21 protein-coding genes are annotated in these 22,466 nt (G+C 63.0%); 9 read left to right on the top strand and 12 right to left on the bottom strand.

What is annotated here, in order from left to right; translation table 11 throughout:
• Positions 1-100: 100 nt before the first annotated feature.
• Entirely contained in the window at positions 101-676 is a 576-nt protein-coding gene (locus tag ACX80A_RS06805; protein ID WP_459258931.1) for a DoxX family protein, read from the bottom strand.
• Between the two features lie 191 nt (positions 677-867).
• Here ACX80A_RS06805 and ACX80A_RS06800 point away from each other — a divergent pair, with 191 nt between their 5' ends.
• The gene (locus tag ACX80A_RS06800; protein WP_459258930.1) at positions 868-2,922 is read left to right on the top strand and encodes an EAL domain-containing protein; all 2,055 of its coding nucleotides are present in this window, start codon (positions 868-870) and stop codon (positions 2,920-2,922) included.
• A gap of 75 nt (positions 2,923-2,997) precedes the next feature.
• Here the strand turns inward: ACX80A_RS06800 and ACX80A_RS06795 are convergent, their stop codons facing one another.
• Positions 2,998-3,675, bottom strand: coding sequence for an SAM-dependent methyltransferase (locus ACX80A_RS06795; protein ID WP_459258929.1), 678 nt, complete (start codon positions 3,673-3,675; stop codon positions 2,998-3,000).
• Positions 3,672-3,953 carry a hypothetical protein gene (locus tag ACX80A_RS06790; RefSeq protein ID WP_459258928.1) on the bottom strand — a complete coding sequence of 94 codons (282 nt, stop codon included), beginning with the start codon at positions 3,951-3,953 and terminating at the stop codon, positions 3,672-3,674. The genes ACX80A_RS06795 and ACX80A_RS06790 overlap by 4 nt, the downstream gene beginning before the upstream one ends.
• Positions 3,954-4,271: 318 nt before the next feature.
• Between ACX80A_RS06790 and ACX80A_RS06785 the strand changes: the two genes are divergently transcribed.
• Positions 4,272-6,230, top strand: a complete 1,959-nt coding sequence (locus tag ACX80A_RS06785) for an L-lactate permease (protein WP_459258927.1) — start codon at positions 4,272-4,274, stop codon at positions 6,228-6,230.
• Positions 6,231-6,475: 245 nt separating this feature from the next.
• Here ACX80A_RS06785 and ACX80A_RS06780 read toward each other — a convergent pair whose 3' ends face one another.
• A complete protein-coding gene (locus ACX80A_RS06780; protein WP_459258926.1) occupies positions 6,476-7,390 on the bottom strand; it encodes a LysR family transcriptional regulator in 915 nt (304 codons plus the stop codon).
• Positions 7,391-7,461: 71 nt separating this feature from the next.
• On the opposite strand from ACX80A_RS06780, the gene hisD reads away from it, so the two are divergent.
• The 4 genes from hisD to ACX80A_RS06760 are packed head-to-tail and all read left to right on the top strand — an operon-like array spanning position 7,462 to position 11,173.
• A complete protein-coding gene (gene hisD / locus ACX80A_RS06775) occupies positions 7,462-8,808 on the top strand; it encodes a histidinol dehydrogenase (RefSeq protein ID WP_459258925.1) in 1,347 nt (448 codons plus the stop codon).
• Positions 8,805-9,614 carry an ABC transporter substrate-binding protein gene (locus ACX80A_RS06770; protein ID WP_459258924.1) on the top strand — a complete coding sequence of 270 codons (810 nt, stop codon included), beginning with the start codon at positions 8,805-8,807 and terminating at the stop codon, positions 9,612-9,614. Before hisD ends, ACX80A_RS06770 begins: the two co-directional genes overlap by 4 nt.
• Positions 9,615-9,657: 43 nt before the next feature.
• Positions 9,658-10,311, top strand: coding sequence for an amino acid ABC transporter permease (locus ACX80A_RS06765; RefSeq protein WP_459259043.1), 654 nt, complete (start codon positions 9,658-9,660; stop codon positions 10,309-10,311).
• Positions 10,304-11,173: an amino acid ABC transporter ATP-binding protein gene (locus tag ACX80A_RS06760; RefSeq protein ID WP_459258923.1), complete on the top strand. Its 870-nt coding sequence runs from the start codon at positions 10,304-10,306 to the stop codon at positions 11,171-11,173. Before ACX80A_RS06765 ends, ACX80A_RS06760 begins: the two co-directional genes overlap by 8 nt.
• A 151-nt stretch (positions 11,174-11,324) precedes the next feature.
• Here the strand turns inward: ACX80A_RS06760 and ACX80A_RS06755 are convergent, their stop codons facing one another.
• Positions 11,325-12,689, bottom strand: a complete 1,365-nt coding sequence (locus ACX80A_RS06755) for an FAD-binding oxidoreductase (protein ID WP_459258922.1) — start codon at positions 12,687-12,689, stop codon at positions 11,325-11,327.
• A gap of 294 nt (positions 12,690-12,983) precedes the next feature.
• Here ACX80A_RS06755 and ACX80A_RS06750 point away from each other — a divergent pair, with 294 nt between their 5' ends.
• A complete protein-coding gene (locus ACX80A_RS06750; RefSeq protein ID WP_459258921.1) occupies positions 12,984-14,306 on the top strand; it encodes a helix-turn-helix transcriptional regulator in 1,323 nt (440 codons plus the stop codon).
• A gap of 39 nt (positions 14,307-14,345) precedes the next feature.
• Here the strand turns inward: ACX80A_RS06750 and ACX80A_RS06745 are convergent, their stop codons facing one another.
• Positions 14,346-15,044, bottom strand: a complete 699-nt coding sequence (locus ACX80A_RS06745) for an endonuclease/exonuclease/phosphatase family protein (protein WP_459259042.1) — start codon at positions 15,042-15,044, stop codon at positions 14,346-14,348.
• A 179-nt stretch (positions 15,045-15,223) separates the two neighbouring features.
• Here ACX80A_RS06745 and ACX80A_RS06740 point away from each other — a divergent pair, with 179 nt between their 5' ends.
• Entirely contained in the window at positions 15,224-16,270 is a 1,047-nt protein-coding gene (locus ACX80A_RS06740; protein WP_459258920.1) for a mechanosensitive ion channel family protein, read from the top strand.
• A gap of 19 nt (positions 16,271-16,289) precedes the next feature.
• Here ACX80A_RS06740 and ACX80A_RS06735 read toward each other — a convergent pair whose 3' ends face one another.
• Genes ACX80A_RS06735 through ACX80A_RS06720 form a run of 4 tightly spaced genes read right to left on the bottom strand, consistent with a single transcriptional unit; the run spans position 16,290 to position 20,172 of the window.
• Positions 16,290-17,054 (bottom strand): SDR family NAD(P)-dependent oxidoreductase, encoded by a 765-nt coding sequence (locus tag ACX80A_RS06735; protein ID WP_459258919.1) that lies wholly within the window; start codon positions 17,052-17,054, stop codon positions 16,290-16,292.
• Entirely contained in the window at positions 17,051-17,773 is a 723-nt protein-coding gene (locus ACX80A_RS06730) for a FadR/GntR family transcriptional regulator (protein ID WP_459258918.1), read from the bottom strand. Before ACX80A_RS06730 ends, ACX80A_RS06735 begins: the two co-directional genes overlap by 4 nt.
• Entirely contained in the window at positions 17,751-18,704 is a 954-nt protein-coding gene (locus ACX80A_RS06725; protein WP_459258917.1) for an NAD(P)-dependent oxidoreductase, read from the bottom strand. Before ACX80A_RS06725 ends, ACX80A_RS06730 begins: the two co-directional genes overlap by 23 nt.
• Complete coding sequence (locus tag ACX80A_RS06720) at positions 18,694-20,172, bottom strand: four-carbon acid sugar kinase family protein (protein WP_459258916.1); 1,479 nt, start codon at positions 20,170-20,172, stop codon at positions 18,694-18,696. The genes ACX80A_RS06725 and ACX80A_RS06720 overlap by 11 nt, the downstream gene beginning before the upstream one ends.
• Positions 20,173-20,336: 164 nt before the next feature.
• Between ACX80A_RS06720 and ACX80A_RS06715 the strand changes: the two genes are divergently transcribed.
• Positions 20,337-21,830 (top strand): GntP family permease, encoded by a 1,494-nt coding sequence (locus ACX80A_RS06715; RefSeq protein ID WP_459258915.1) that lies wholly within the window; start codon positions 20,337-20,339, stop codon positions 21,828-21,830.
• Between the two features lie 94 nt (positions 21,831-21,924).
• On the opposite strand, the gene ACX80A_RS06710 is transcribed toward ACX80A_RS06715, so the two are convergent.
• Complete coding sequence (locus ACX80A_RS06710; protein ID WP_459258914.1) at positions 21,925-22,185, bottom strand: Txe/YoeB family addiction module toxin; 261 nt, start codon at positions 22,183-22,185, stop codon at positions 21,925-21,927.
• Positions 22,182-22,433: a type II toxin-antitoxin system Phd/YefM family antitoxin gene (locus ACX80A_RS06705; RefSeq protein ID WP_024476658.1), complete on the bottom strand. Its 252-nt coding sequence runs from the start codon at positions 22,431-22,433 to the stop codon at positions 22,182-22,184. Before ACX80A_RS06705 ends, ACX80A_RS06710 begins: the two co-directional genes overlap by 4 nt.
• Between the last annotated feature and the right edge of the window lie 33 nt (positions 22,434-22,466).

Below are 22,466 nucleotides of genomic sequence, written 5' to 3'. Positions count from 1 at the left end.
CCGTGGGAAGGACCCGGCAGGACGTGCCATCGTCAGCTATAGCCAGTGGCCGCACACCGGTGTCCCGGCGCACGGCCACTGAGGGGGGCGACGCTGCTGGTTAGGCGGGGTCGGTGGAGCCTTCGGCTACCGGCGTGGTTGCTGATGCAGGCTTGGCGTCTGCCGCCAGGGTCTGGTGACGACGGTACAGCTGGATACCGATCGCAACGGGAATGGCGGCCAGCGCCGTCGCGCGCATCCATGGCCGATCCAGAACGTGTCCGGTGATCGAATCCAGTGACACCGCGCCTGCTCCGGCAATCGCGAAGGATGCTGCGGCAACGCCCAACACCGCCGGGTACTCGAACCCACCATCGGTTGCAAAGAAACCGTTAGGGGCATGAACGCTGGCTGCGACGCCCATGGTGGTGGCCGCGGCAGCACCAGCGACCGGGGTGCCGAGGCCGACGGCGAGGGCCAACCCGGCGCCAGCCTCACCCAGCCCGGCGAGGACGGCACTGGTTTTGGCCGGGCGGAAACCCATCGCGTCCATGCCCTTGCTGGTGCCGTCGATGCCTCCGCCGCCAAACCAGCCGAAGAGTTTCTGCGAACCGTGGGCCACCAGGACGCCGCCAAGGGCAACCCGGAAGATGGTCTGCGCGGTGGTGGCCGCGACAGGTGTGTGTTGATGCGTCATGGGATTCCTTCAATAGGGATGCTGCGTGCAGTTCCCCTTCTATAAGGCACGAAGGGGCCGGTTTCTTCCCAGAACTGAAATACGACACGCATGTGCCTTTTTCTGGTGGTAACTAGGCTATCTTGAGGGGTATCCGCCATCTGAAATCTGGCGGGGCGGCCGGGGGGCTGCGTTACCAGGGTGGGTGGGGTATGGATTATCACCGGTTGTTCAATCGGACGCGGCGCAGCGACGTGCAGGCTGCTCAGGGTGCCGAGCATGCGGGAGGTGCCTGGACCGTCAGACATTCACGGTTACCTTTCATGGCCCGGTGGGTACTAGCGCTTTCGTCGGCCATGCTGCTGGCAGGGTTGGCGGATTATGGCCTTGGGCACCAGCAGATTGTAGACCGTGCGCTGCAGGACTCCCTGCTGAGCTATGGAGCGCTAGCCTCAGGGGTTGAGGAGGTCTTGGCAGCGGAGTCAGACCCGACCATCCGGAGCGAAGCGATCGCTGACGAGATACGTCACCTCGGACTCAGTTACGGCACGGTCTATGTGGGATTGTTTGACGCGCAAAACCGGTTAATCGCAAGCACAGCCGATGGCAGGGCCGGTGTTGACGATTCGCACCATGTTGATCCGGGTCGTCTGGCCGAAGTGCTGTCCACGGGCCAGGCAACCGTTGAGATGGAAGCAGATGAGGGCGAAGAGTCGGACGGAAGGTACGAATTTATCCTGCCGGTGTCCTCACCGGAGGGGGCATTCATTCTGGAAATCGACCAGCGCGCGGACATCGTCACTGGTCTGGTCAATGACTTGCGATTGCGTAAGGTGCTGGGACTGCTGATGGCGGTGCTGATCGCGATTCCGTTGTCGTATTTTTTTGGCGGGCGCACCCTGCACCGCCGCCAATTGCGTGCGCAGCGGGAAGCAGACGTGGACGCGTTGACGAACTTGCCGGGCCGGCGCCCGTTCAAGCCGACGCTTGAGGCGGCCCTGACCCACCGTAAAGAAGCAACGGTGACGCTAGCCCTGGTTGATCTGGATGGTTTCAAACAGGTCAATGACCGGCTGGGACACAGCCATGGCGACCGCGTTCTGGGTGGCCTCGCGGATTCCTTCACGGAATTGCGCGCATCGGACACCGCGTTCCGGCTCGGCGGAGACGAGTTCGCGATCATTTTGCCCGGCAGCGACGAGGATCAAACGGTTGAGGCGCTCGAACGGGTTCGGAGCGCCCTGGTCGGAAGGTTCGTCGGTGTGACCTTCAGCGCCGGCATTGCCTCGAGCACCGTGGCTGATCCGGCGGCGCTACAGGAACTGTGGGAGCGCGCCGACGCCGCTCTTTATGAGGCGAAACGTCGGGGACGCCGTCAGAGCGTGACCTTCACGGCCATGGCAACCGGCCACACCGTCAGTGGCGAGAAGATTGATGCCTTGACGGCGCTGGTCGCCGGTGACACACCGATCTCGGTGGCCTTCCAACCGATCTGGGATCTGCGCCGAGGCGTGGTGCTGGCCCATGAGGCGCTGTTGCGGTTACCGGCAGGCTCTCCGATTTCTGGCCCCCATGAGGCCTTCGAGCTCGCCGAACGGCTCGGCCTAGCTGCTGCGCTGGACGCCCGGGCCCGGGACACGGTGCTCACGTGGGTGCGGAAACGGCGGTGGGAAGGCTTACTGTTCCTGAATGTCCATCCTGATGCCCTCGCACACCTTGATATTGAAGCCCTCATTTCATCGCTGACCGCGGTTGGCCTGGAACCGGCGGACGTCGTCCTGGAGGTGACAGAACAGGCCGGGTTGGACCACCCAGAACCAATCCGCACCCTCGCCAGGGCGCATGGGGCCGGCTTCCGGCTGGCCCTGGACGACATGGGCCGCAGCAACGCTGGCCTGCGTGCCCTCACCCTGGTCCGGTTCGACATCATCAAAATCGACGGGGAGGTGGTCTCACGGCTTGGCACGGACCCCTCATCAGCGGCTATCGTCGCCGCAGCGATGACCTTCGTCCGACGAACAGGCGGGTGGGTGGTGGCTGAGGGTATCGAAGAAGACCGGATGTTGACCGCCCTGTTGCAACCCGGGAACGTCATGGTAGGCGGGGAGCCAGTGCTCGCAGGGCAGGGATATCTTTTGGGCAGGCCAGCGCAGCAACCGGTCGGGCTCGACACGCACCTTCCTGTACTGGACCAGCACCCGTTCCGCACCGAGACAGACGGTCGCGACACTGGCACCCAGACCCACACCGGATTGTCTGGCTGGTAGAGAGCGCTGCTCTGACAAGCGCCCTGCTCGACGACGCGGGCCGGGCCCGATGTGTCAGGCCACCGACCTCACGGTTTAGCTACTCGACGCCGTTCGGCGCGCCCGCAGCACGGTGTCGTGGATGGTGAAACTGGCGCCGTCGTGATTCTGGATCCTTTCGCGGGACTCGATCATGATCTCCCACCGCTCCGGGTCCAGCAGCAGTGCGACTTCTTCGGCGGTGTAGAAGAGGCCGGGGCGCGGCGGCCGGTGCGCACCCGATTCCATGTCGGTCGGATGGTGACCCACAACCAGCAGAATGCCGCCGGGAGCCACGGCTGCCGCCAGCCGAGTGAACAGCGGTTCGCGCTCCTCCTTCGGGAGCTGCATGAATTGGGCCGAGATGAGATCGAACGAGGACTCTGGCGGTGCCCATTGCAGCAGGTCCTGGCGGGTCCAGGTGATGCGTGCGGCGGACTCCGCATCGGATGCGGCGTTCGCCGCACCGCGGGCGAGCGCCACCTGGGAGATGTCGACGGCGGTGACGGTCCAGCCGTGGCGTGCCAGCCAGTTGGCGTCAGCCCCCTCGCCGCTGCCGACGTCGAGCGCTGCACCCGGTGTCAGGTCAGCGGCCTCGGTCACGAGCTGCGGGTTGGGTTTGCCGCTCCAGATCATCGGCCGTTCGTTGTAGATGCCGTCCCAATAGGTCTGATCGAACTCGACAGTTTCGTCCGAATGCGCGTCGTGGGCGTGCTGGTGGTCGGGGGATGTCATGGTGTGGTTACCTTCGCGAAGTCGGGTATGGCTGAGTCGGACAAAGTGGATTCGGAAAGGGTGGTGGTCGAGTCAGGCTGGGAGGGGTCAGTGCCGATGGCGCGATACGCCGCAAGGTCGTGCTGCAGTTCCTCCTCCATAAGGTTCATGTTAATCATCGCTCCCGTCCAGGATTCGTCCGCTGCGGAGGCGAGCACCTGGAGGTGCATGTGCGCCGCGTTGCCGATGGCCCAGACGCCCGGAACGTTGGTAGCGCCGCCGTCGCCGGTCGCGATCATTCTGCCAGGAGGCCGCGGAATTCGATACCCGGGTGCCGCACTGGTTTGGGCCACCGGATAATCACCCGGTCGAGTTCCTTAGCCTGTTCGGTCGGCAAGGCGAACGGATGCACCTAAGGGAAGGGTGGGACGACGCCGACCGCTAGTCAACTACCGCTGGTCGCACCAGAGCTCCACGTCAGCCCGAAACGCGGGCAAACCATTGACTGAGACCGTGGTCACACCTAATGTCATATCCATTAGGGGAAAAATTATTCCACAATGTGGATTTTAGCTAGCTGTAAGATCGCGATGAACACAGTCAAAGGGGACTGAATTATGGATAATCTAGCCGTGCTGAGCCTGCTGGCGTTGGCGCCGATCCTTGTGGTGGGGGTGCTATTGGCCGGGTTCAGATGGCCCGCGAAATATGCAATGCCGGTTGGGTACGTTCTGGCTGTGCTAGTGGCGTTGCTCGTCTGGAAAATGGACTTTACCGGAATTATCGCGGCGTCGCTCGAAGGGCTAATCGTGGCCGCGACCCTGCTCTACATCGTCTTTGGCGCGCTGCTGCTGCTCTCGACGCTGACTATCGGTGGTGGTATGGCCACTATCCGGGCCGGGTTCGACAATATTTCGTCGGACCGTAGGGTCCAGGCCATCATTATCGGCTGGCTGTTCGGTAGCTTCATCGAAGGGGCATCCGGTTTTGGTACCCCGGCCGCCGTCGTCGCACCGTTGCTCTTGGCCATGGGCTTCCCGGCGATGGCCGCCGTCATGGTGGGATTGATCATCCAGAGCACGCCGGTGAGCTTTGGCGCGGTCGGCACCCCCATCCTCGTGGGCGTCACGAACGGACTGGGCGGAGACCCGGCCGTAGAGGAGCGCATTGCCGTGCTCGGGCTGACCATGCCGGAGTTTGTTTCGAACATCGGTTTCCAGGTGGCCGTCATCCACGCCATCGTGGGCATCCTGATTCCCCTGATCTTGGTCTGCATGCTCACCGGCTTTTTCGGGCCTGAGCGGCGGTTCCGCGACGGTCTCGCGGTGTGGCCGTTCGCCATCTACTCCTCGCTCGCAATGACCGTGCCTTACGTTCTGGTGGCTCGCTTCCTCGGCCCCGAGTTCCCATCTCTCTTTGGCGGGCTGTTCGGGCTGGTGCTGGTGATGTTTACTTCCAGCAGGGGCTTCCTTATGCCGAAGGACACGTTCGACTTCGGGCCGCGGTCCTCGTGGTCCGATCGCTGGATGGGCAGCATTGAACCCTCCAAAGCCAGTGATTCTCCCGCACACCTGAGCATCGTCAGTGCCTGGGCGCCGTATGTGCTGATGGGTTTGCTGTTGGTATCGACGCGCGTTATCGCGCCGGTGAAGACCTTCCTCACCGACATCAAGATTCCGTTCGAGAACATTCTCGGAACCGGGATCACCACCAACGTGCAGCCGTTCTACTCACCGGCGTTCCTGATGATCATCGCCGCGGTCTTCGGATACCTTCTGCACCGGATGAGCGGGAAGCAGATTGCCGAGACAATCAAGGTGTCGGGCAAGCAGCTCGCCGGAACTGCTGTGGCGCTTCTGTTCGCGGTTCCGCTGGTGAGGGTGCTGATCCAGTCGGGCCCGGATCTCAATGCGTCGGGGCTGTCGAGCATGCCGGTAACTCTTGCCGAGGGTGCTGCTGCAATTTCTGGAACCGCCTGGCCAGTCGTCGCGCCGTTCATCGGTGCGCTGGGAGCGTTTGTTGCCGGGTCCAACACCGTGTCGAACCTGACCTTCGCCCAGTTCCAGTTCTCCACCGGTGTGGCCATCGGGGTTCCACCGGAGCAGGTAGTTGCCGCTCAAGCGGTAGGTGGTGCAGGCGGCAACCCGATTGCGATCCACAACATCGTGGCGGCCTCCGCAACGGTTGGCCTGTTGGGGCGCGAGGGTGACCTGCTGCGTAAGACCATCCTTGTGACCCTGTATTACTGCCTGGCAGCCGGTGCTGTTGCGTCACTGTTCATCTTCGGCTTCGGCCTGAACCTCGGCACCTTTGTGCTGGCGGCGCTGCTGATCGGGCTGGTCTTCCTGGCCCGATGGATGATGCGCTTCCAGGGTAAGGATGCCTTGTCGCGAGTTGGCGGCGGTTCCCGGGACGGTCGGGATGACACCAGAAGCGACGCCCGAGGCGATCTCCGCAGCGACGTCCGGGGCGGCGGTCGCAATGATATCCGTGGTGACGGTTCTCGAGACGGTCGGGACGACGTCCGCAGCAGGGACGATGACATTGACGACGTCGACACTCGGGACCGCGTCTAGACGCACCCGCAGTACCAGGGGCGGTGTTTCAAGACCCGGACGCCGCCCCTGAACCGTGGAATAGTGCTGGAGCCGCAGAATCGCTGTTGGGCAACCACTATCCTGCGGCTCGGCCACTTTTCTGGGGTCGGGCTGCGGCTCGGCCACTTTTCTGGGGTCGGGTTGCGACTCGGCCACTTTCCTGAGGTTGAGGTGCCGGGTTCCGGGTGTCGGGGGCCGGGGTGGCGCGGAAAGCGGAAGGACCGCTAGACCAGGCTGGTCAGCCCGCTTTGGGCGGCGACAGCGTGCTCGGCGAAGGCGGAGAACCGACGGGTGGCGGGTGAGAGGTAGCCGTTCTTTCGTTGCACAAGCGCGATCGTGTCGTAAAGTGGCTCGGCGAACGGGAAGCTCCGCACCTTATCTTCGCGCCGCAAGGACTCGAGGATGCCGCGGGCCATGAAAGAGTCTCCCGCTCCAGCCGCCACGAGGCTGTACGCGGTCTCTGCGTGTTCGACTTCCATCTGCGCCTCGATGGAAAGCCCGGCCAGGTTGGCGCGATCCCGCAGCTGTCGGCGCGTCGGGTCCTTCCACTGGGCATGAGCGTCATAGAGGACAAGTTTTGCGGCGGCCAGTTCCTGAATGGTCACCGGTCCTGCATCGGCGGGTCTCGTTGATGAGATGTAGTACACCTCGTCGCGAGCGAGTTGCCGGATCTTTAGGTTGTCGCTGTCCACGGGCAGGACCACTAGGCCACACTCGATTTCTCCGCTCGCCACCGATGCGGCTACGACGTGCGAATTCAGTCCGATCATGCGCACCCTTACCCCGGGGTACTTCTGGTTGAACTGCACCACGAGGTCCGCGAGATCGTAGTTGGCGGCGTACCGAAGAACGCCAAAAGTTGATACGCCGCCGGTCAGCGTCTGCAGCGCCCGGACGGCTTCGGCTCCGTGCCGCGCGGAGTTGACGCACTCAAGGGCATGGGGGCGCAGTTCCTCCGCTGCTGACTCCGGCGACAGACCTTTGGGGGTGCGAAGGAAAAGCGACACCCCAAGTTCCTGCTCCAGACGAGAGATCAGCTCTGAGGCCGAAGCCTGGCTGATGCCCAATTCTTTGGCTGCAGCACTGATGGAGCGGCAGCTATAGGCCGCAAGAAAGGCGCGAAGCTGATTCAAAGTCATAGGAGAAACCTATACCTAATATCGGTAAAGGGAGGCTTCCCCTATGCTCGGCCGTGTCCTAAGCTCACCCAATGGAACTCAACGCGCACTACGCCTCTTTCATAACGGGATCATACGAATGTCTCAAGGGCGCCGCCATCGGTGGAGTGCCGGCACAGCGACTCCCGAAGGTCGTTGAGACGGTGTCAGAGATGCTGTCCACCATCGAAAAAGGCGGGCGCGACGCCGTCGCCGAATATTCCAAGGTCCTGGACCATTGGGCGGGCGGCGACATCGAGATGGACGCGGACGCCCTCCACCGGACAGGCGACGCGCTACAACCGGAACTCCGCGCAGCCCTTGAGGCAGGAGCGGAACGCACCAAAAAGTTCGCCGGGCTTCAGCTCGAGCACCTACAGGACTTCGAGGCGGAAATGATGCCTGGAGTGGTCGTAGGTCAGCGATATATCCCGGTAAAACGGGTTGGGGCGTACCTGCCCGCCGGCCGGTTTCCCATCCTTGCGAGTGCATTTATGACTGTCGGGGTAGCGAAAACGGCGGGCGTGCCCACCGTAATCGCTTGTTCGCCACCAACCTCGCCGACGGCTGGCAACCCGGCAGTGTTTTACTCTGCCTATCTGTCGGGCGTCGACAGAGCGTTCGTCGTCGGCGGTGTTCAGGCACTGGCCGGTATGGCTTTCGGACTGCTGGGAGAACAGCCGGTGGATATGCTCGTCGGTGCGGGCAACGCCTACGTCACCGAAGCGAAGCGGCAGCTTTTCGGGCGGGTGGGCATGGATCTGCTGGCGGGCCCATCTGAGGTCGCCATCATCGCCGATCACACCGCCGACCCGGTTCTCGTCGCCGCCGACCTTCTAGGGCAGGCCGAGCATGGCCCGCAATCGCCTGCTGCACTCGTGACGACGTCGCGGGAGCTCGCCGTCGCTGTCATCGCCGAGGTGGACCGCCAGCTGATTGATCTGAGCACCCGGGATATCGCGGGGGCTGCCTGGCGGGACTACGGCACTGTCTATGTCACCGAGGACAACGCCACCGCCGTCGAGTTGATGGATGTCCTTGCGCCCGAGCATTTGGAAGTTATCACCGCCGACGACGATTACTTCCAAAAGAACCTGACAAATTACGGATCGCTCTTTCTGGGGGAATGGTCCACAGTGGCCTATTCTGACAAGGGCATCACCGGAACGAACCATGTGCTGCCCACCGGTGGCGGTGCGCGCTCCTCGGCTGGCCTGTCTGTTTCACGATTCCTGAAGCCCCTGACATTCCAGCGTATCGAGCGTGCCGCGACCATGGAGTTGGCACCCCTCGTATCCGAGATTTCCGCCTATGAGGAGATGGCAGCGCACCAACGTACCGCTGACCTCCGCATCACCCGATTTGAGACCGAAGCATCATCAATCAAGGAGCAAGCATGAACAGCAATCGCGCCAGAGCATCGTTCGTAGCGGGGGCCCTCGGAATCGCCCTCACCTTGGCCGCGTGCGGGGGAGGAGCATCCACCGAAAGCGAGTCTGGAGGCGGGGAAGGTGAAGCCATCGAGAAGATCACCATCGCCACCTCGAATGATGCGCCCTTCTCCTTTACCGACGAAGCCGGAGCCCTTCAGGGCATCGACGGGGAAATGATCAACTGGATCGCCGAGACGAAGGGCTGGGAGGTTGAGGTCTTCGTTTCCGAATTCGCCACCCTGATTCCGGCCATTCAGGCAGGCAAGGCCGACGCCGTCGTCGACGCCATGTACATCACGGATGTCCGCAAAGAAGAGGTGAACTTCACTGACACCTGGTACCAGCAGGGTGAAGGCATGGTGGTGCCCGGGGACTCGACCATGACCAACCGTGACGATGCCAAGGGAACGGTGATTGGCGTCCAGACCGGCACCACCTTCATTGAGCTGGCGGAGTCGCTCGAGCCAGAGGAAATCAAATACTTTGACTCGCAGGCAGCGCTGCTGACGGCAGTCGAGAACAAGCAGGTCGACGTCGTCTTCACCGACGCCGCAGTTGTCGCCTACAGCCTGGTGCAAAATCCCAACGATGCCATCAAGATCGTGGACCCGTATGAACCCTTCTTCCCGGGTCTGATAGGAGCGGCTGTGCCGAAGGACAACCCAGAACTGCTTGAGGAACTGAACTCCGGTCTCGCTGAGTTGAAGGCCACTCCCGAGTACATGGAAATCCTGACCAAATACGGGCTGACCGAAAGCAACGCCGTCGACTGACCATTCCGTATTGCTCCACCAAGGTTGAAAGGGAGACCCGGCCATCGATTTTATCCAAGGCACGCTCAGCTATTTCCCACGGCTTCTTGCGGCATCGCCGATCGTCATCCAGCTTGCCCTGGGGGCGATGGTGCTGGCCCTCGTCCTCGGGCTGCTGCTGGCTCTCGCCAGGATTTCAAAGTCGAGGCTCCTTCGGGGAATCGCCATTGTCTACGTGGAGATCATGAGGGGGACGCCGCTGCTCGTGCAGCTGGTGTACATCTTCTTTGTTCTGCCGGCAATTGGCGTGAATATCGATCCCATCCCTGCGGGAATCCTCGGCCTGGGCCTGAACTATGCGGCCTACCTGTCGGAGGTGTTCCGCTCCGCGATCCTCTCCGTCGAGGCAGGCCAAACCGAGGCAGCGCTGTCGCTGGGCTATACGCCAGGTAAAGCGTTATGGAAAGTCGTGCTCCCGCAGTCCTTCATCGTGTCGCTGGGACCGATCGGCAATTACTTCATTGCAATGGTGAAGGACACGGCCCTGACCTCGGTCATCGCCGTGACCGAGATCCTGAAGACGGCCAACATCATCAACGCCCAGACCTTCGAGACGACCCAGATCTACACGGCGGCCGCGCTGCTCTACCTGTTGATTAGCCTTCCGCTATCGCGAATTGTGAGTGCACTGGAGAAGAGGGCGAGGGTTCATGTCTGACGAAGTGATCGTAAGTGTCCGGGACGTCCACAAGACGTTCACCGTGACAAAAAGTCCCGGTCTACTGCAGCGCCTCCGGGGGCAGCGGCGGGAAGTCAACAAGATTGAGGTCCTGAAGGGCGTCGACCTGGACGTCCATAAGGGTGAGACTGTCGTCATCCTCGGCTCCAGTGGATCCGGCAAAAGCACCCTTCTACGCTGCATGAACAAACTGGAAACGATCGACGGCGGTCGGATCCTGGTCAATGGACACCTCGTGGGATACGAGGAGCGTGGCGGGAAACTGATCGATGAAAAGGCTTCCATCACGGCGAAGAAACGAACTGACCTCGGTATGGTCTTCCAGCAGTTCAACCTTTTCCTGAACAAGACTGCCCTGGGTAATGTCATGGCGCCCCTGCAGGACGTCAAGAAGATGTCCAAAAACGAGGCGCAAGAACACGCCCTTGAAAACCTGAAGAGAGTGGGATTGCTGGATCGCAAGGACAACTATCCCTCGAGACTGTCCGGCGGTCAGAAGCAGCGCGTCGCGATCGCCCGGGCCCTCGCCATGGATCCAAGCGTCATGCTGTTCGACGAGCCGACGTCGGCCCTGGACCCGGAGCTCGTGGAGGAGGTGTTGACGGTGATCAAGCGTATTGCGTCCCAGGGCACCACGATGGTGATCGTCACGCATGAGATGCAGTTCGCGCGCGATATCGCCGACATCATCGTGGTGATGGATCAGGGCATTATCGTCGAGAAGGGCACGCCTGATGAGGTTTTCTTCAGGCCTCAGCACCCGAAGACCTACGCGCTGCTCAAACGGTCCGGGCTGACCGTTGAACCTCCCGGGGGAAGTACCGCGGCACCACCTTCCTAGGCATCGGGCTGTCGGTTCGCGTGGAAAAGTGCCGTAGGTGCAGGATCGTGGTGGGGCAACCACTTCCCTGCAGCTACGGCACTTTTGTGGTGTCTTCCCTGCGGCCCGGCCACTTTTCTGGCGCCTGGAGGCGGCCCGGGGCCGGGACGGGCTAAATGGCCTTGCCCGGGTTGAGGAGCCCGTGGGGGTCGAGGGCGTCCTTGATGGACCGCATCACATCCAGGGACACTTCGCCGAGTTCGGGCAGCAGCCAATCGCGTTTGAGGAGTCCGATGCCGTGCTCGCCGGTAAGGGTCCCACCGAGGCTCTTCGCCAGGTAGAACATTTCCCCAAGCGCCACCTTGGCTGGACCCTCAGTGACCGAGTCCTCGGGGTTGAGGACGAGCATCGGGTGCAGATTCCCATCGGAGGCGTGAACCACGGAGTAGATCCGTACCCCGGTGCGTTCGGAGATGTCCTTAAGCCCAACAGCCACCTCGGCGAGCCGGCCACGTGGGACGCCAATGTCGCCGATCGAGACCCGACCCAGCTTCTCCAGGCAGGGAATGGCTTCGCGGCGGGCAGTGATCAGCTGGGCGGCGTGTTCGTCGTCGGTTGCCTTTTCGATGGATGTGGCGAACGGCCTGATTGCCTCGATCAGCACGTCCTGTTCCAGGTGAGCGCCGTACCCGTCGGTCTGACCCAATAGGAAGGCTCCGCCCTGCGACCGGTAGGTGGTGCCCATCGCCATGTCGATGGCCTCAAGCGTCTGACCGTCGATCAGTTCCAGCATCGAGGGCTGGATCCGGGACGCGATCACGGCCGAAGCCGCCTGGGCTGCGGTGGCGAAGTCCGGGAAGAATGCGGCGACGGTCGCGGTCGCCACCGGCAGCGGGCGGAGCCGCAAGGTCGCCTCGGTGACGACGCCGAGTGTTCCCTCGGACCCCACGATCAACGCATTGAGGTCGTACCCGGAAACGCCCTTCATGGTTTCGCGGCCTGTCCGGAGCTCGCGGCCATCGGCGAGAATCACGTTCAGAGACAGCACCGCCTCGCGGGTGACGCCGTACTTCGCGCACCGCATGCCCCCGGCGTTGGTGGCCACGTTGCCACCGATGGAGCAGATCGCAGTGCTCGCAGGGTCCGGCGCGTAGAACAGGCCGTACTCCCCGGCGGCCGCGTTCAGTTCGGCGTTCAGCACACCCGGCTCGACGACGGCGAGTTGCTCCACCGGGTCGATGCGCAGAATCTTGTTCATCCGGGACACGTCGAGGACAATCTCGCCAGCGCGGGCCGACGAACCGGCAGCTAGCCCGGTGCCTGCCCCGCGGGTGACGATCGGGGTGCGGTGGGCGGCGGCGAGGCGCATGGTGGTGACGACGTCGTCAGCTGTCTCAGCGAAGACAACTCCGTCCGGCAGGGACTCGGCCACGAAACCCGATCGGTCAGTACTGGCATCGAGGCGGTCCGCCTCGGAAACCGAGGTGGTGCGGCAGCCGTCCAGGACGGCTGACGTGGAGTTGGTGTGCAGTGGCATTGGCGTAGAACCCCTTCGTTATACGGATCGGCTGCGGTGCACTCGGTGAATAGCTTTCACATCGTGGAATGACACTTCTGCTGATTGGATAAAATTCTAGGCTGCGTATCCAGCCGGGTCAATGCAGGCAACCGGTGGCGGATCGTCGGAGCCCCGCAAGAACTACGTAAGTAGTTGCCTAAGACGGGTACTTCCTACCCATGCCCTTCACAGCTGTACCTGCCTACAGTGTGAAAACACGGTATCGGAATGGCTAATGGGGGTCACGATCAGGATGCAAAACACTCAGCCAGAATGGCAGCTCGGCTTACCGAATCGGTTGAGCCGATGCTGCTGAGCTCCGCTCGCCCGGTGGGGGGACCGCTGCTTACCGAAGGGACGCTGCTCGCTGATCTGGGGAGGTGCACGGAGGTTATTCAGCTTCTCGCCTACCCCTATGAACACGATGCTGGCGACGATCTGAACTTCAGCCTTCAGGCGGGAAGCCTTCTGTGCGAAGCGTGGGCCATGGCCGGAAGGCATGACGACGCCCAACTGTTCGCCGCCGATCTGGAACTGCGTCTGGAGCAGCCGGGCTTACTGGATCGGATCGTCGAGGGTGTTCGGGCGAGGCTTTTCCTGGTCTACACGGTGTCCGCCATGCCGGATAAGTGCGCGGCGATTCTTTCCTCACTGCCCGTCCCCGGCATGGGGGCGGGTCGCCATTCGGCTGAGGAACGGGGGATCGCAGAGGGGCTCCTCCATATTCACCAGGGCCGGTTCGATCGCGCCCTGGCCACGCTGCTCCCGGCAATCAACCGCCTGCGGGAGGCATCCGCGCCGGGGATTCTGGGGCTGGCATTGGCAGAGTGCGCGTACTGTTACGCGGTCAAGGACGAACCCGATGAGGCGAGGAAGTTCCTGGCCGAGCTACGCCGGGGGACGTATGAGCAATGCTGGTTCGGCGAACAGGTGACCACCTTCCTGGAGTTGGCCACCACCGGACTTCTCGGTTCGCCGGAAAGCTCGGCGCGGGCCATGATCGACCGCGCGGAGGAGTGCGGGCGCAACGATCAACACTCCATGCAGCTCATCTATCTCACCGGAGCGGTCCGGCTGGGTAGTCTGTCAGCTATCGCCCTGCTGGTCGGTACGGCAGCCAGGATGCAAGGCCACTATCCTGACCTGTGCGGAGACTACGGCCTCGGGATGGCCAAAAAAGACGGGAAACACTTCCTCAATGTGGCCAGGGCTGCGACGAAATCCGGTAACCACTTCCTGGCCCGGGACTGCGCCCGGTGGGCCGCGACGTACTTGGACGACGCCGGAGACCAAATCTCGGCCAGGGAGGCACGACGGCTGATCCAGTCAATCGATGGCGGGATGAGTAATCAGCTGCCAGGCCCCGGCGCTGTGGCCCTCGCGAACCTGACCAGCCAGGAACGCGAAGTGCTCATGGCGGCACTCCCTGGTGCGACCAACATCGAGATCTCCCGCAAGCTGAGCATGTCGGTCAAGACGGTCGAGAGTTGCCTTTATCAGATCTACTCCAAGCTTCAGGTAACTTCCCGGGAGGACCTTCGGGCGCACGCCGTCGTCGGATCGCTACCCCAGGCGTGGCGGAGGCGGCCCGTTTGAAGCCGAACGCGGTCGGATGTCGACCGCCGCGAAGGGCGGTTAGGGTGCTACCGGATCCTGCCTATTCGTCGGGGTGTACTCGGCCTGGACCAGAATGGGGAGGTGGTCGGAAGCGCCGCGAGGTAGGGTCTCCACGCTCTGGATGTCCAGCCCGCGGGAGGTCGCGAAATCGAAGTGCCCCCGGAAGACTCGGTACCGGGTGTAGGTTCTCAGATCGCTCAGCGACAGGTCGTACCCGGAGTCCTTCATATTCCTGGTCAGACGCTGAGTGAAGAACGGGTAGTTGAAATCACCCAGCATGAGGGTCGCTGCTCCAGAGCCCATTCCGAGAAGCTCGGCATGCGAGGCATGAATCTGTTTGCGGCGCAACGAGTTCGACGCCGTTAGCGGAGCGGCGTGGAAGGATCCCACCACTAGGTCGTGGCTGGTCTGCTTCTCGGTCAGTTCAAGGCCGATCAGGCGCTCGTGTGCGGGGGCGAGCACACGGTCGTGAAGCGACTTTTTCAGCATCATGGCCCTGGTATGAAGTGCGGTGAAGCGCTCTTCCCGATAGTAGAGGGCAAGCCCAAGCCGATTTTCCTGCGTTGCAATCGCCAACTGCAGGTCGCCCACAGTTGCTGGCAGATCGGAGGCATCGCACTCCTGAAGGCACAGCAGATCGACTGCGTACCGTTGAACAAGACCCTCAAGCTCATCGCTGGCCTTGTGTTCGCGCAGGTTGTAACTGATGGCGCGTATCAGGTGGACACTCCTTCATCTGGCTGGTGACAGCAGGATTATTGTACGCACCTCAGCGATAGACCGAGTAGAGGGGCTGCTGGTGTGGCTGCGGACAGCCGATCACTGATTCAGATCCCCTCCAGGGTCGTCTCGGCGCGCCTTCGTGGCATCGAAGCATGCTGTGCTTGGCTCAGCGGATGGGTGATGAGCAAACCAGTGCCGCGGTCGAAGCTTTTGGGACGTCGATTAGCCTGATTGATGTGCTGACCGCTGTCGGCATCCTGGTTGCGGCTGGTGTGACGGCGTTCGTGCTGCGCAGAGTCATTTTGCGCCGCTCTCGAACCCAGCAGGGCACCCATCTTTCAACCTGGTATACGCTGTCGCGGCTGGTTGCCTACACAGTTCTGGCGATCGGTTTTTTCCTGGCGATTTCGGCGCTCGGGGTGCCGCTGAGTGACTTCGCTGTGCTGGCTGGCGCCTTGGGGGTGGGCCTCGGTTTTGGGCTACAGGCGCTGTTCAGCAACTTCATTTCGGGCGTGGTGCTGCTGCTCGATAAGTCGCTGAAGATCGGCGATTTTGTGGAACTCGAATCCGGCGTGACCGGCGAGGTGCGCGACATCAAGATCCGTGCGACGACGATCGTCACCAACGACAACATTGACATCCTGGTTCCGAACTCCGAGTTTGTCTCCGGCCGGGTGGTGAACTGGACTCACCGTGACGTGCTGCGGCGGCTCCGCGTGCCATTTGGGGTTGCCTACGGCACGGAAAAGAACGTGGTGAAGAAAGCGGCCCTGGAAGCCGCCGCGGCAGTGCCCTTCACCCTTCACCTCGACGGCCCCCAGCGGCCGCAAGTGTGGCTCAGCAAGTTCGACACGAGCTCGCTGAACTTCGAACTCGTCGTCTGGCTTAACCCCGAGGCAACCAAGAAGCCGGTGGCCGTAACGGCTGCCTACAACTGGGCGCTGCACTCCGCCCTGCAGGCGCATGGCATCGAGATCCCGTTCCCTCAGCGCGACTTGCACGTCAAGACGCTTTTCGGACTCAGCGACGATGATGCCCACCGCGCACTGGGATTGGCCGAGGACCTCACCCGAGACGAAGCTGGCACCCGGCAGTCACGGCCGACAACCGGGGGCGAGGACAAAGACGACAACGACCACAACGACGCCGCTGACGATGTGGGTGCCGACAATGTACCTGATGACACCGCAGCAGAGGCTCGCTCGGCTACAGACGGGTGACCCGACCCGCCGATGGGAGCTAGGAGATCTGCAGGCCACCGTTGATGTCGTAGGTGGCGGCCGTGATGTAGCCGGCGTCGGGGCCCACGAGGAAGCAGATCAGGGCAGCGATGTCGTCGACAGTGCCTACCCGTCCCATCAGGATGTCCTTGGACATGTCCTGCTTGCGCTCCTCGGTGAGGGTGCCGCCCATGATGTCGGTGTCCACCGGGCCGGGTGACACAGCGTTGACGGTGATGTTGTGCTCCCCCATCTCGCGGGCCAGCGCCCGGGTGAAGCCGATGATGCCGGCCTTCGACGCGCTGTAGGCCACCTTGGAGTAGGTGCCGCCGCCGCGCTGCGCCGAGATGGAGGAGATGCTGACCACGCGGCCGAGCTTCCGTTCGATCATCCCGTGCAGGGCGCGCTGCGTGACCAGGAACGTGCCGGTCATATTGACGGCGAACACCCGGTCCCAGGCAGCCTTGGTCTCCTGCATGAACTCGGTGGGGGAGCTGATCCCGGCCAGGTTCACGACGGCGACGATCGGCGGCACCGAAGTTTCGACAGTGGTGATGGCTGCGTCAACCGAGGCTTCGTCCGACACGTCAGCGGCGACGCCGACCGTCTGCACGCCGTGGCGCTGGGCAATATCGTCGGCAGCCTCCTTAGCAGCAACACCGTCGATGTCGAGGATGGCGATGGACCAGCCGTCGCGGGCCAGCCGGTCGGCTGTGGCGCGGCCAATGCCGCGGGCCGAGGCTGCACCGGTGAGGACTGCTGTACGTTCAATCGGAAAGGTCACTGAATCTCCTGCTGTTGTTTTTCTGGGTGAATGAAGTGCTCGTAGTCGTCGTACGTCTGGTTGATGTGGGCCTGCATCGCTTTGCGGGCCACCTCGGGGTTGCGGGTGCGGATAGCCTCCAGGACCAGCTCATGGTGCTCGATGGCGTGCAGTTGCACCTCGTGGAAGGACGAGGTTTCGCGCCGCATCGTGTACAGCAGCTGGCTGAGCGGTCCGAGGATCACTGGCACAAAGGGGTTCGCCGAGGCCCGGAAGATCGCCTCATGAAACGCAATGTCCGTGGCGGTGACGGCGTCGAGGTCCTTCGCCTCATGGGCTGCCTGCAGCGCAACGTTGGCTTCCTCCATCCGCGTGATGTCCTCGTCGGTGGCGTGCAGGGCGGCCAGCTCGGCGGCACCCGTTTCCACCATCCGCCGGATCTCCAGCAGACGTAGTGAGATGTCGGGGGAGTCGGCGGTGGTCGACGCGTACCTGACGATGGCCTGCAGATCGGTCCACTGTGCCGCCGGATTCACGTAGGTGCCCAGGCCGCGCTTGATCTGCACGATGTGCTGCGCCTGCAGCTGCTTGAGCGCCTCCCGCACCGTCAACCGGCTCACGTCGAGGGATGCGGCCAGGTCGTTTTCCGGAGGGAGTGTTGCGCCGGGTGGGTAGGTTCCGTCGATGATCCGTTCCAAGAGGTCATCGAACACCGATTCAGCGAGGGGTTTCCGTGTCATGGGTATCCCCTCCAACAGAGTTCTCTTCAACAGTGCGCCGCCGGGGTGCGACGACCTTGATCACTGCTGAATCGTCGGAGGTGCCCAGCCCCTGGGTCTGCCCTAGCAGGAACAGCTGTTCGGCCGCCGCAGCCACCGGCGCCGCGAGTCCTGCGCTCCGGGCAGCCTTGCCGACAATGCCCAGATCCTTGACGAAGATGTCCAGCCGGCTCAGCACCTCGGCGTCGCCGTCATAGCCCTCGATCATGCGCGGCCCGCGGTTGGAGAGCATGAAGGACGACGCCGCCCCGGTCTCCAGTGCGGCCAGCGCCTGCTGCTGGTCCAGTCCGAGTGCATCGGCCAGGGCCAGCGCCTCAGCGGCTGCAGCGATATGGACGCCACACAGCAGCTGGTTCACGGTCTTCATGGCTTGGCCGTCACCGGCTTTATTGCCGACCACGGTCAGCGTTGACGCCAAACGCTCCAGCACCGGCCGCGCAATCTCCAGGGCAGATGGGTCGGCGCCCACCACGATCAGCAGGTCGCCCTCGCCAGCCCGCACCGGTCCGCCGGACAGGGGAGCGTCGACCAGCGCCACGCCCAGCTCGCCGAGCCGCTCGGTCCAGGAGGCGACGGCGTCAATCCCCACCGTGCTGGTCATGACGACGAGGGCGCCCGGCGTCAGTGCCGGGGCTATGCCGACATCACCGAAGAGTACGCTCTCAACCTGCGCAGCGTCGCGGACGGCGAGCACCACGATCCCGGCACTACGGACGGCGTCAACGGCCGTTGTGGCACACGCTAACCCCGTTTCCTCGGCGCGGGAGCGGGAGGCCGGCATCGGGTCGTACCCAGTCACGGCGAACGCGCCGGCCAACCGGGTCGCCATGGGCAGGCCCATGGCGCCAAGCCCCAGGACAGCTACCTTTGCGGGATCAAAATTAGCGGTCATGGGAGGCACCCGTCGTTGCAGCGGCCGTCGTCACGGGGGAGCGGAGGATGTCCACCACGTCGGCGAGGGAGTCGTCGGTGCCCACGTTGCCGGCGAACACCACGAACGGGATGGACCGCGCTGGTCCGTCCGCCGGTTGCCACAGGGAGACGATGCCAGGGAGCATCGGGCCACGCACCAGAGCATGACGGATGGACAGCCCGTGGGCAGCGACGTCGGAGGAGGTGATGCCGCCCTTGGCGATCACAAACCGGACGGGAGCTGCGGCAATGGTGGAGCGGACGACGTCGACCACTGCCTGAGAAATGGTGCGGGCAATGTCGAGGCTCTGCTCCGGATCATCGGACCGGATCAGGCGGCGGCTGGTGTGCAGGATGACTTCGCCGGACGGAATCCCGTCGACGATGGCGCGTACCGCGTCGGCCACTCCAGCATCCCGGCGTTCGGGATCGAGGACGGCTTCGACGTCGAGCTCCACAAGCCGGGCCTCGGGACGCCGTGTCACCAGGGCGTCCAGCTGCCGGGTGGTCAGTCCCACGTGGGAGCCAACCACAATCAGGCCACCGGACGCCGGGGCGTCCAAGTCGGCAAACACTTCCTCAGCCGTCAGCGGCGGACGTTCACGCTGGCCGATCCGGGCACGGACGAACGGCGGACCCACCCGGTAAAGCAGCTTCTTGCCGCGACTTTCGGCTTCCTCAAGTCCCAGGGCCAGGGCCCGGAGGTCGTCCTCGGTGACGGCGTCGACCACGATAGGAACGCCGTCGGCCGCTAAATCGAGCGCATCGGCAATGCGCTGAGCGCCACCGCGGATGATCGAGAGGTCCAACCGGATCACGGACTCAGCGGATCCGCCGGTTTTCTCCGCCACGTAGTCGCCCAGGTCCGAGGACGCGAACCCGAAGGTGGCATCCTTGGCGAACTCGGTGTCGGCCACGGGGGTGAGGGCGCCGTCGTTCCCGCGGAGGTAGTGAACGCTGCCGATGGTGACACGGCCGGCGTCGGGAAAGGCAGGAACCATGACGACGCCGTCGGTCTCGGTGCCTGCGAGCGAGAGCAGGGTGGCGGCAATGACGTCGGTCTCGAGCGGGAAATGACCGCGGAGGGTGGAGTCGCTGCGGCTGACGAACCCGATGGTGACCCCGGCTGCCGTGGCGGCGTTGAGGGAGTTGGTGACGATCTCCCGGTTGCGCAACGCGGTGGTCTCCGGGTCGAGGCTGCGGGTGTTGGTGAGGACGTAGACCGCCGGTGCCGGTGCGCCGCCCATGCGCTGGGCGAAGGCCCACGCGAAATCGCTCGGCTCCCACGAGGTGAGGACCGGCAGATCGGACACGGACTGCGTGCCGGTCGGGTCGTCGTCGAGCACCACCAGGATCCGACCGGATGCCTGGACGGCAGCGGCGATCACCTCCGGCTGGATGGCCTGGACAGCTGGGTAGCCGCTGAGCAACTCTTCTTCGAGTATCACTGGTCCGCACTTTCATTACTGGGAATTCGTCACAGGCACTTGTCAGATGTCTTATGTCTAGTGCTAGTGTGACAGGCAGCACAGTGCCCGTCAAAAGAATCGACCAGGCCGGTGTGACCACCTGAGATGGCAACGAGGCCTGCTCAGTTACCAAGGAGCAGTACGTGGATATACAACTTCTTTTGGCGCTCGTCCTGGGTATCGCCACCATTATTGTTTTGGTGCTGAAGACCCGGCTCGATGCGTTTGTAGCACTCTTGATTGCTGCGCTTGTCACCGGCATTGTTGCTGGACAGGCGCCGCTGGATATCGTCTCGTCGATCACGACGGGCTTCGGCAACACCCTCGCATCGATCGGCATTGTGATCGGCCTCGGCGTCGGGATCGGCAAGATCCTCGAGGTTTCGGGTGCCGCGAACTCGCTGGCCATGGCCTTCCTGAAGCTTTTCGGCAAGGGCCGCGAGCCCTGGGCGCTGGGCAGCGTGGGCGCACTTGTGTCGATCCCGGTGTTCTGCGACTCCGGCTACGTCATCATGAACCCGCTCGCCCGCTCAATCGCCCGGGTCAAGCGCGCCGGGTACATCACCCTCGCGCTGGCTCTCGGCTGTGGCATGACGCTGACTCACCACCTGGTGCCTCCGACGCCCGGCCCGCTGGCCGTCGCGGGCATCCTGGGCGCCGACCTCGGTGCGTTGATCCTCATGGGTCTGGCCTTCACCGTCCTGCTGCTGCCGATCGTTGTGGTTTATGCCAAGTGGATTGGTCCGAAAATTGAACCCACCATGAACGAATCCGTCCGCGAAACCGTTTACGGCACTGTTCACGCGCGCTCGGGTGGCCACGGCGGCACTGCTGTTGCCGATCACGACGGCGGCGCTGGCTCTTTCGATGACAACGAAGGTCCGTCGATGGACGTCGACAACACCACCCTCGGCACACCTCCTGCGGGTGCCAAGCCCCACCGGGTCGGTGCTTTCGTTGCGTCGCTGCCCTTGCTGGTGCCGTTGCTTCTTATCATCCTCAACACGGTCAGCGGTGCGATTGACCAGAACAACCAGGGCGTTGTTGGCACTGGGGAATATACGCCGTCGTCATGGGCTGTGCCGTTGGCGTTTATCGGCAACCCGGTTGTTGCACTGGTTATCGGTGTCATCCTGGCCGTCTACGTCCTGCTGCCCCGCTGGACCCCGCGTTCCAAGGTGCAGGGCTGGTTTGCTGAGGCAGCCGCCTCAGCCGGTCTGATTCTCCTCATCACCGGTGCGGGTGGCGCCCTCGGTCAGGTGCTGCGTAGTTCAGGTGTAGGCGACGCTCTTGCTGAGGCGATCGCGGCGACGCCGCTGCCCGCATTCCTGGTGCCGTTCCTTATCGCCACCCTGGTTCGTATTGCTCAGGGTTCGGGCACTGTCGCGATGATCACCGCCGCGTCGGTGACGGCGCCGCTGGTGGTCTCGCTCGGCATTGATCCGATCGTTGCTGCCATGGCCTGCACGGCCGGTTCGATGGTGTTCAGCTACTTCAACGACTCGTACTTCTGGGTAGTCACCCGTTTCGCCGGCCTCGATGGCGTCGCGGCGCTCAAGGGTTGGTCAGGCATCACGACGGCGGTCTGGGCTGGTTCGATCCCGCTGCTGTTTATCGCCAACGCCATTTTCGGCTGATTTAGCGAGTTCTCTTTGGCGGTGGCCGGGCGGCTCGGGTGTGGATCCGAGTCTCCCGGCCATTGTTGTTTTCAGGGGCAGGCGGTGCCGAGGGCTATCTGCTGTAGTGGTAGCGGCATTGCGTGATGCGGATGTCGTCCGCGACCACCTTGTAGACCAGGCGGTGCTCGTCATTGATCCGACGGAACCAATACCCTTGAAATCCATGTTTGAGTGGCTCGGGCTTACCCATGCCCTCGTTCCCATTCCGCTGGATGTCCCTAATGAGAGTTTTGATCCGCTTCAGGATCCTGCGGTCTTCGGTCTGCCACCAGACATAGTCCTCCCACGCCCTCTCATCCCAGAGCAAGGTCATTCGGCAAGCTCACGGGCGACCCCATCTCCCCGTTCCAGGTTCTCGATGGCGCCAAGGAGTCGGCGGGCATTCTCTGGGCTGCGTAGCAAGTATGCAGTTTCCTTCAGCGACTGATAGTCCTCAAGGGAAACGATGACTACTGGCTCCTTGCCCGCGCGGGTGATCACCACTTCCTCGCGGTCGTCGAGCACTGCATCAAGGGTCGCGGCGTAGTTGGCACGTGATTCTGAGTAGGTCATAGTTTTCATAGTATTCTCCTTACGTACGTAATATTGTACGCT

It is taken from the genome of Arthrobacter sp. TMN-50, from assembly GCF_054511125.1.
Note: the sequence above shows the minus strand (reverse complement) of the source record. Positions and strands in the feature narration are given on the sequence as shown.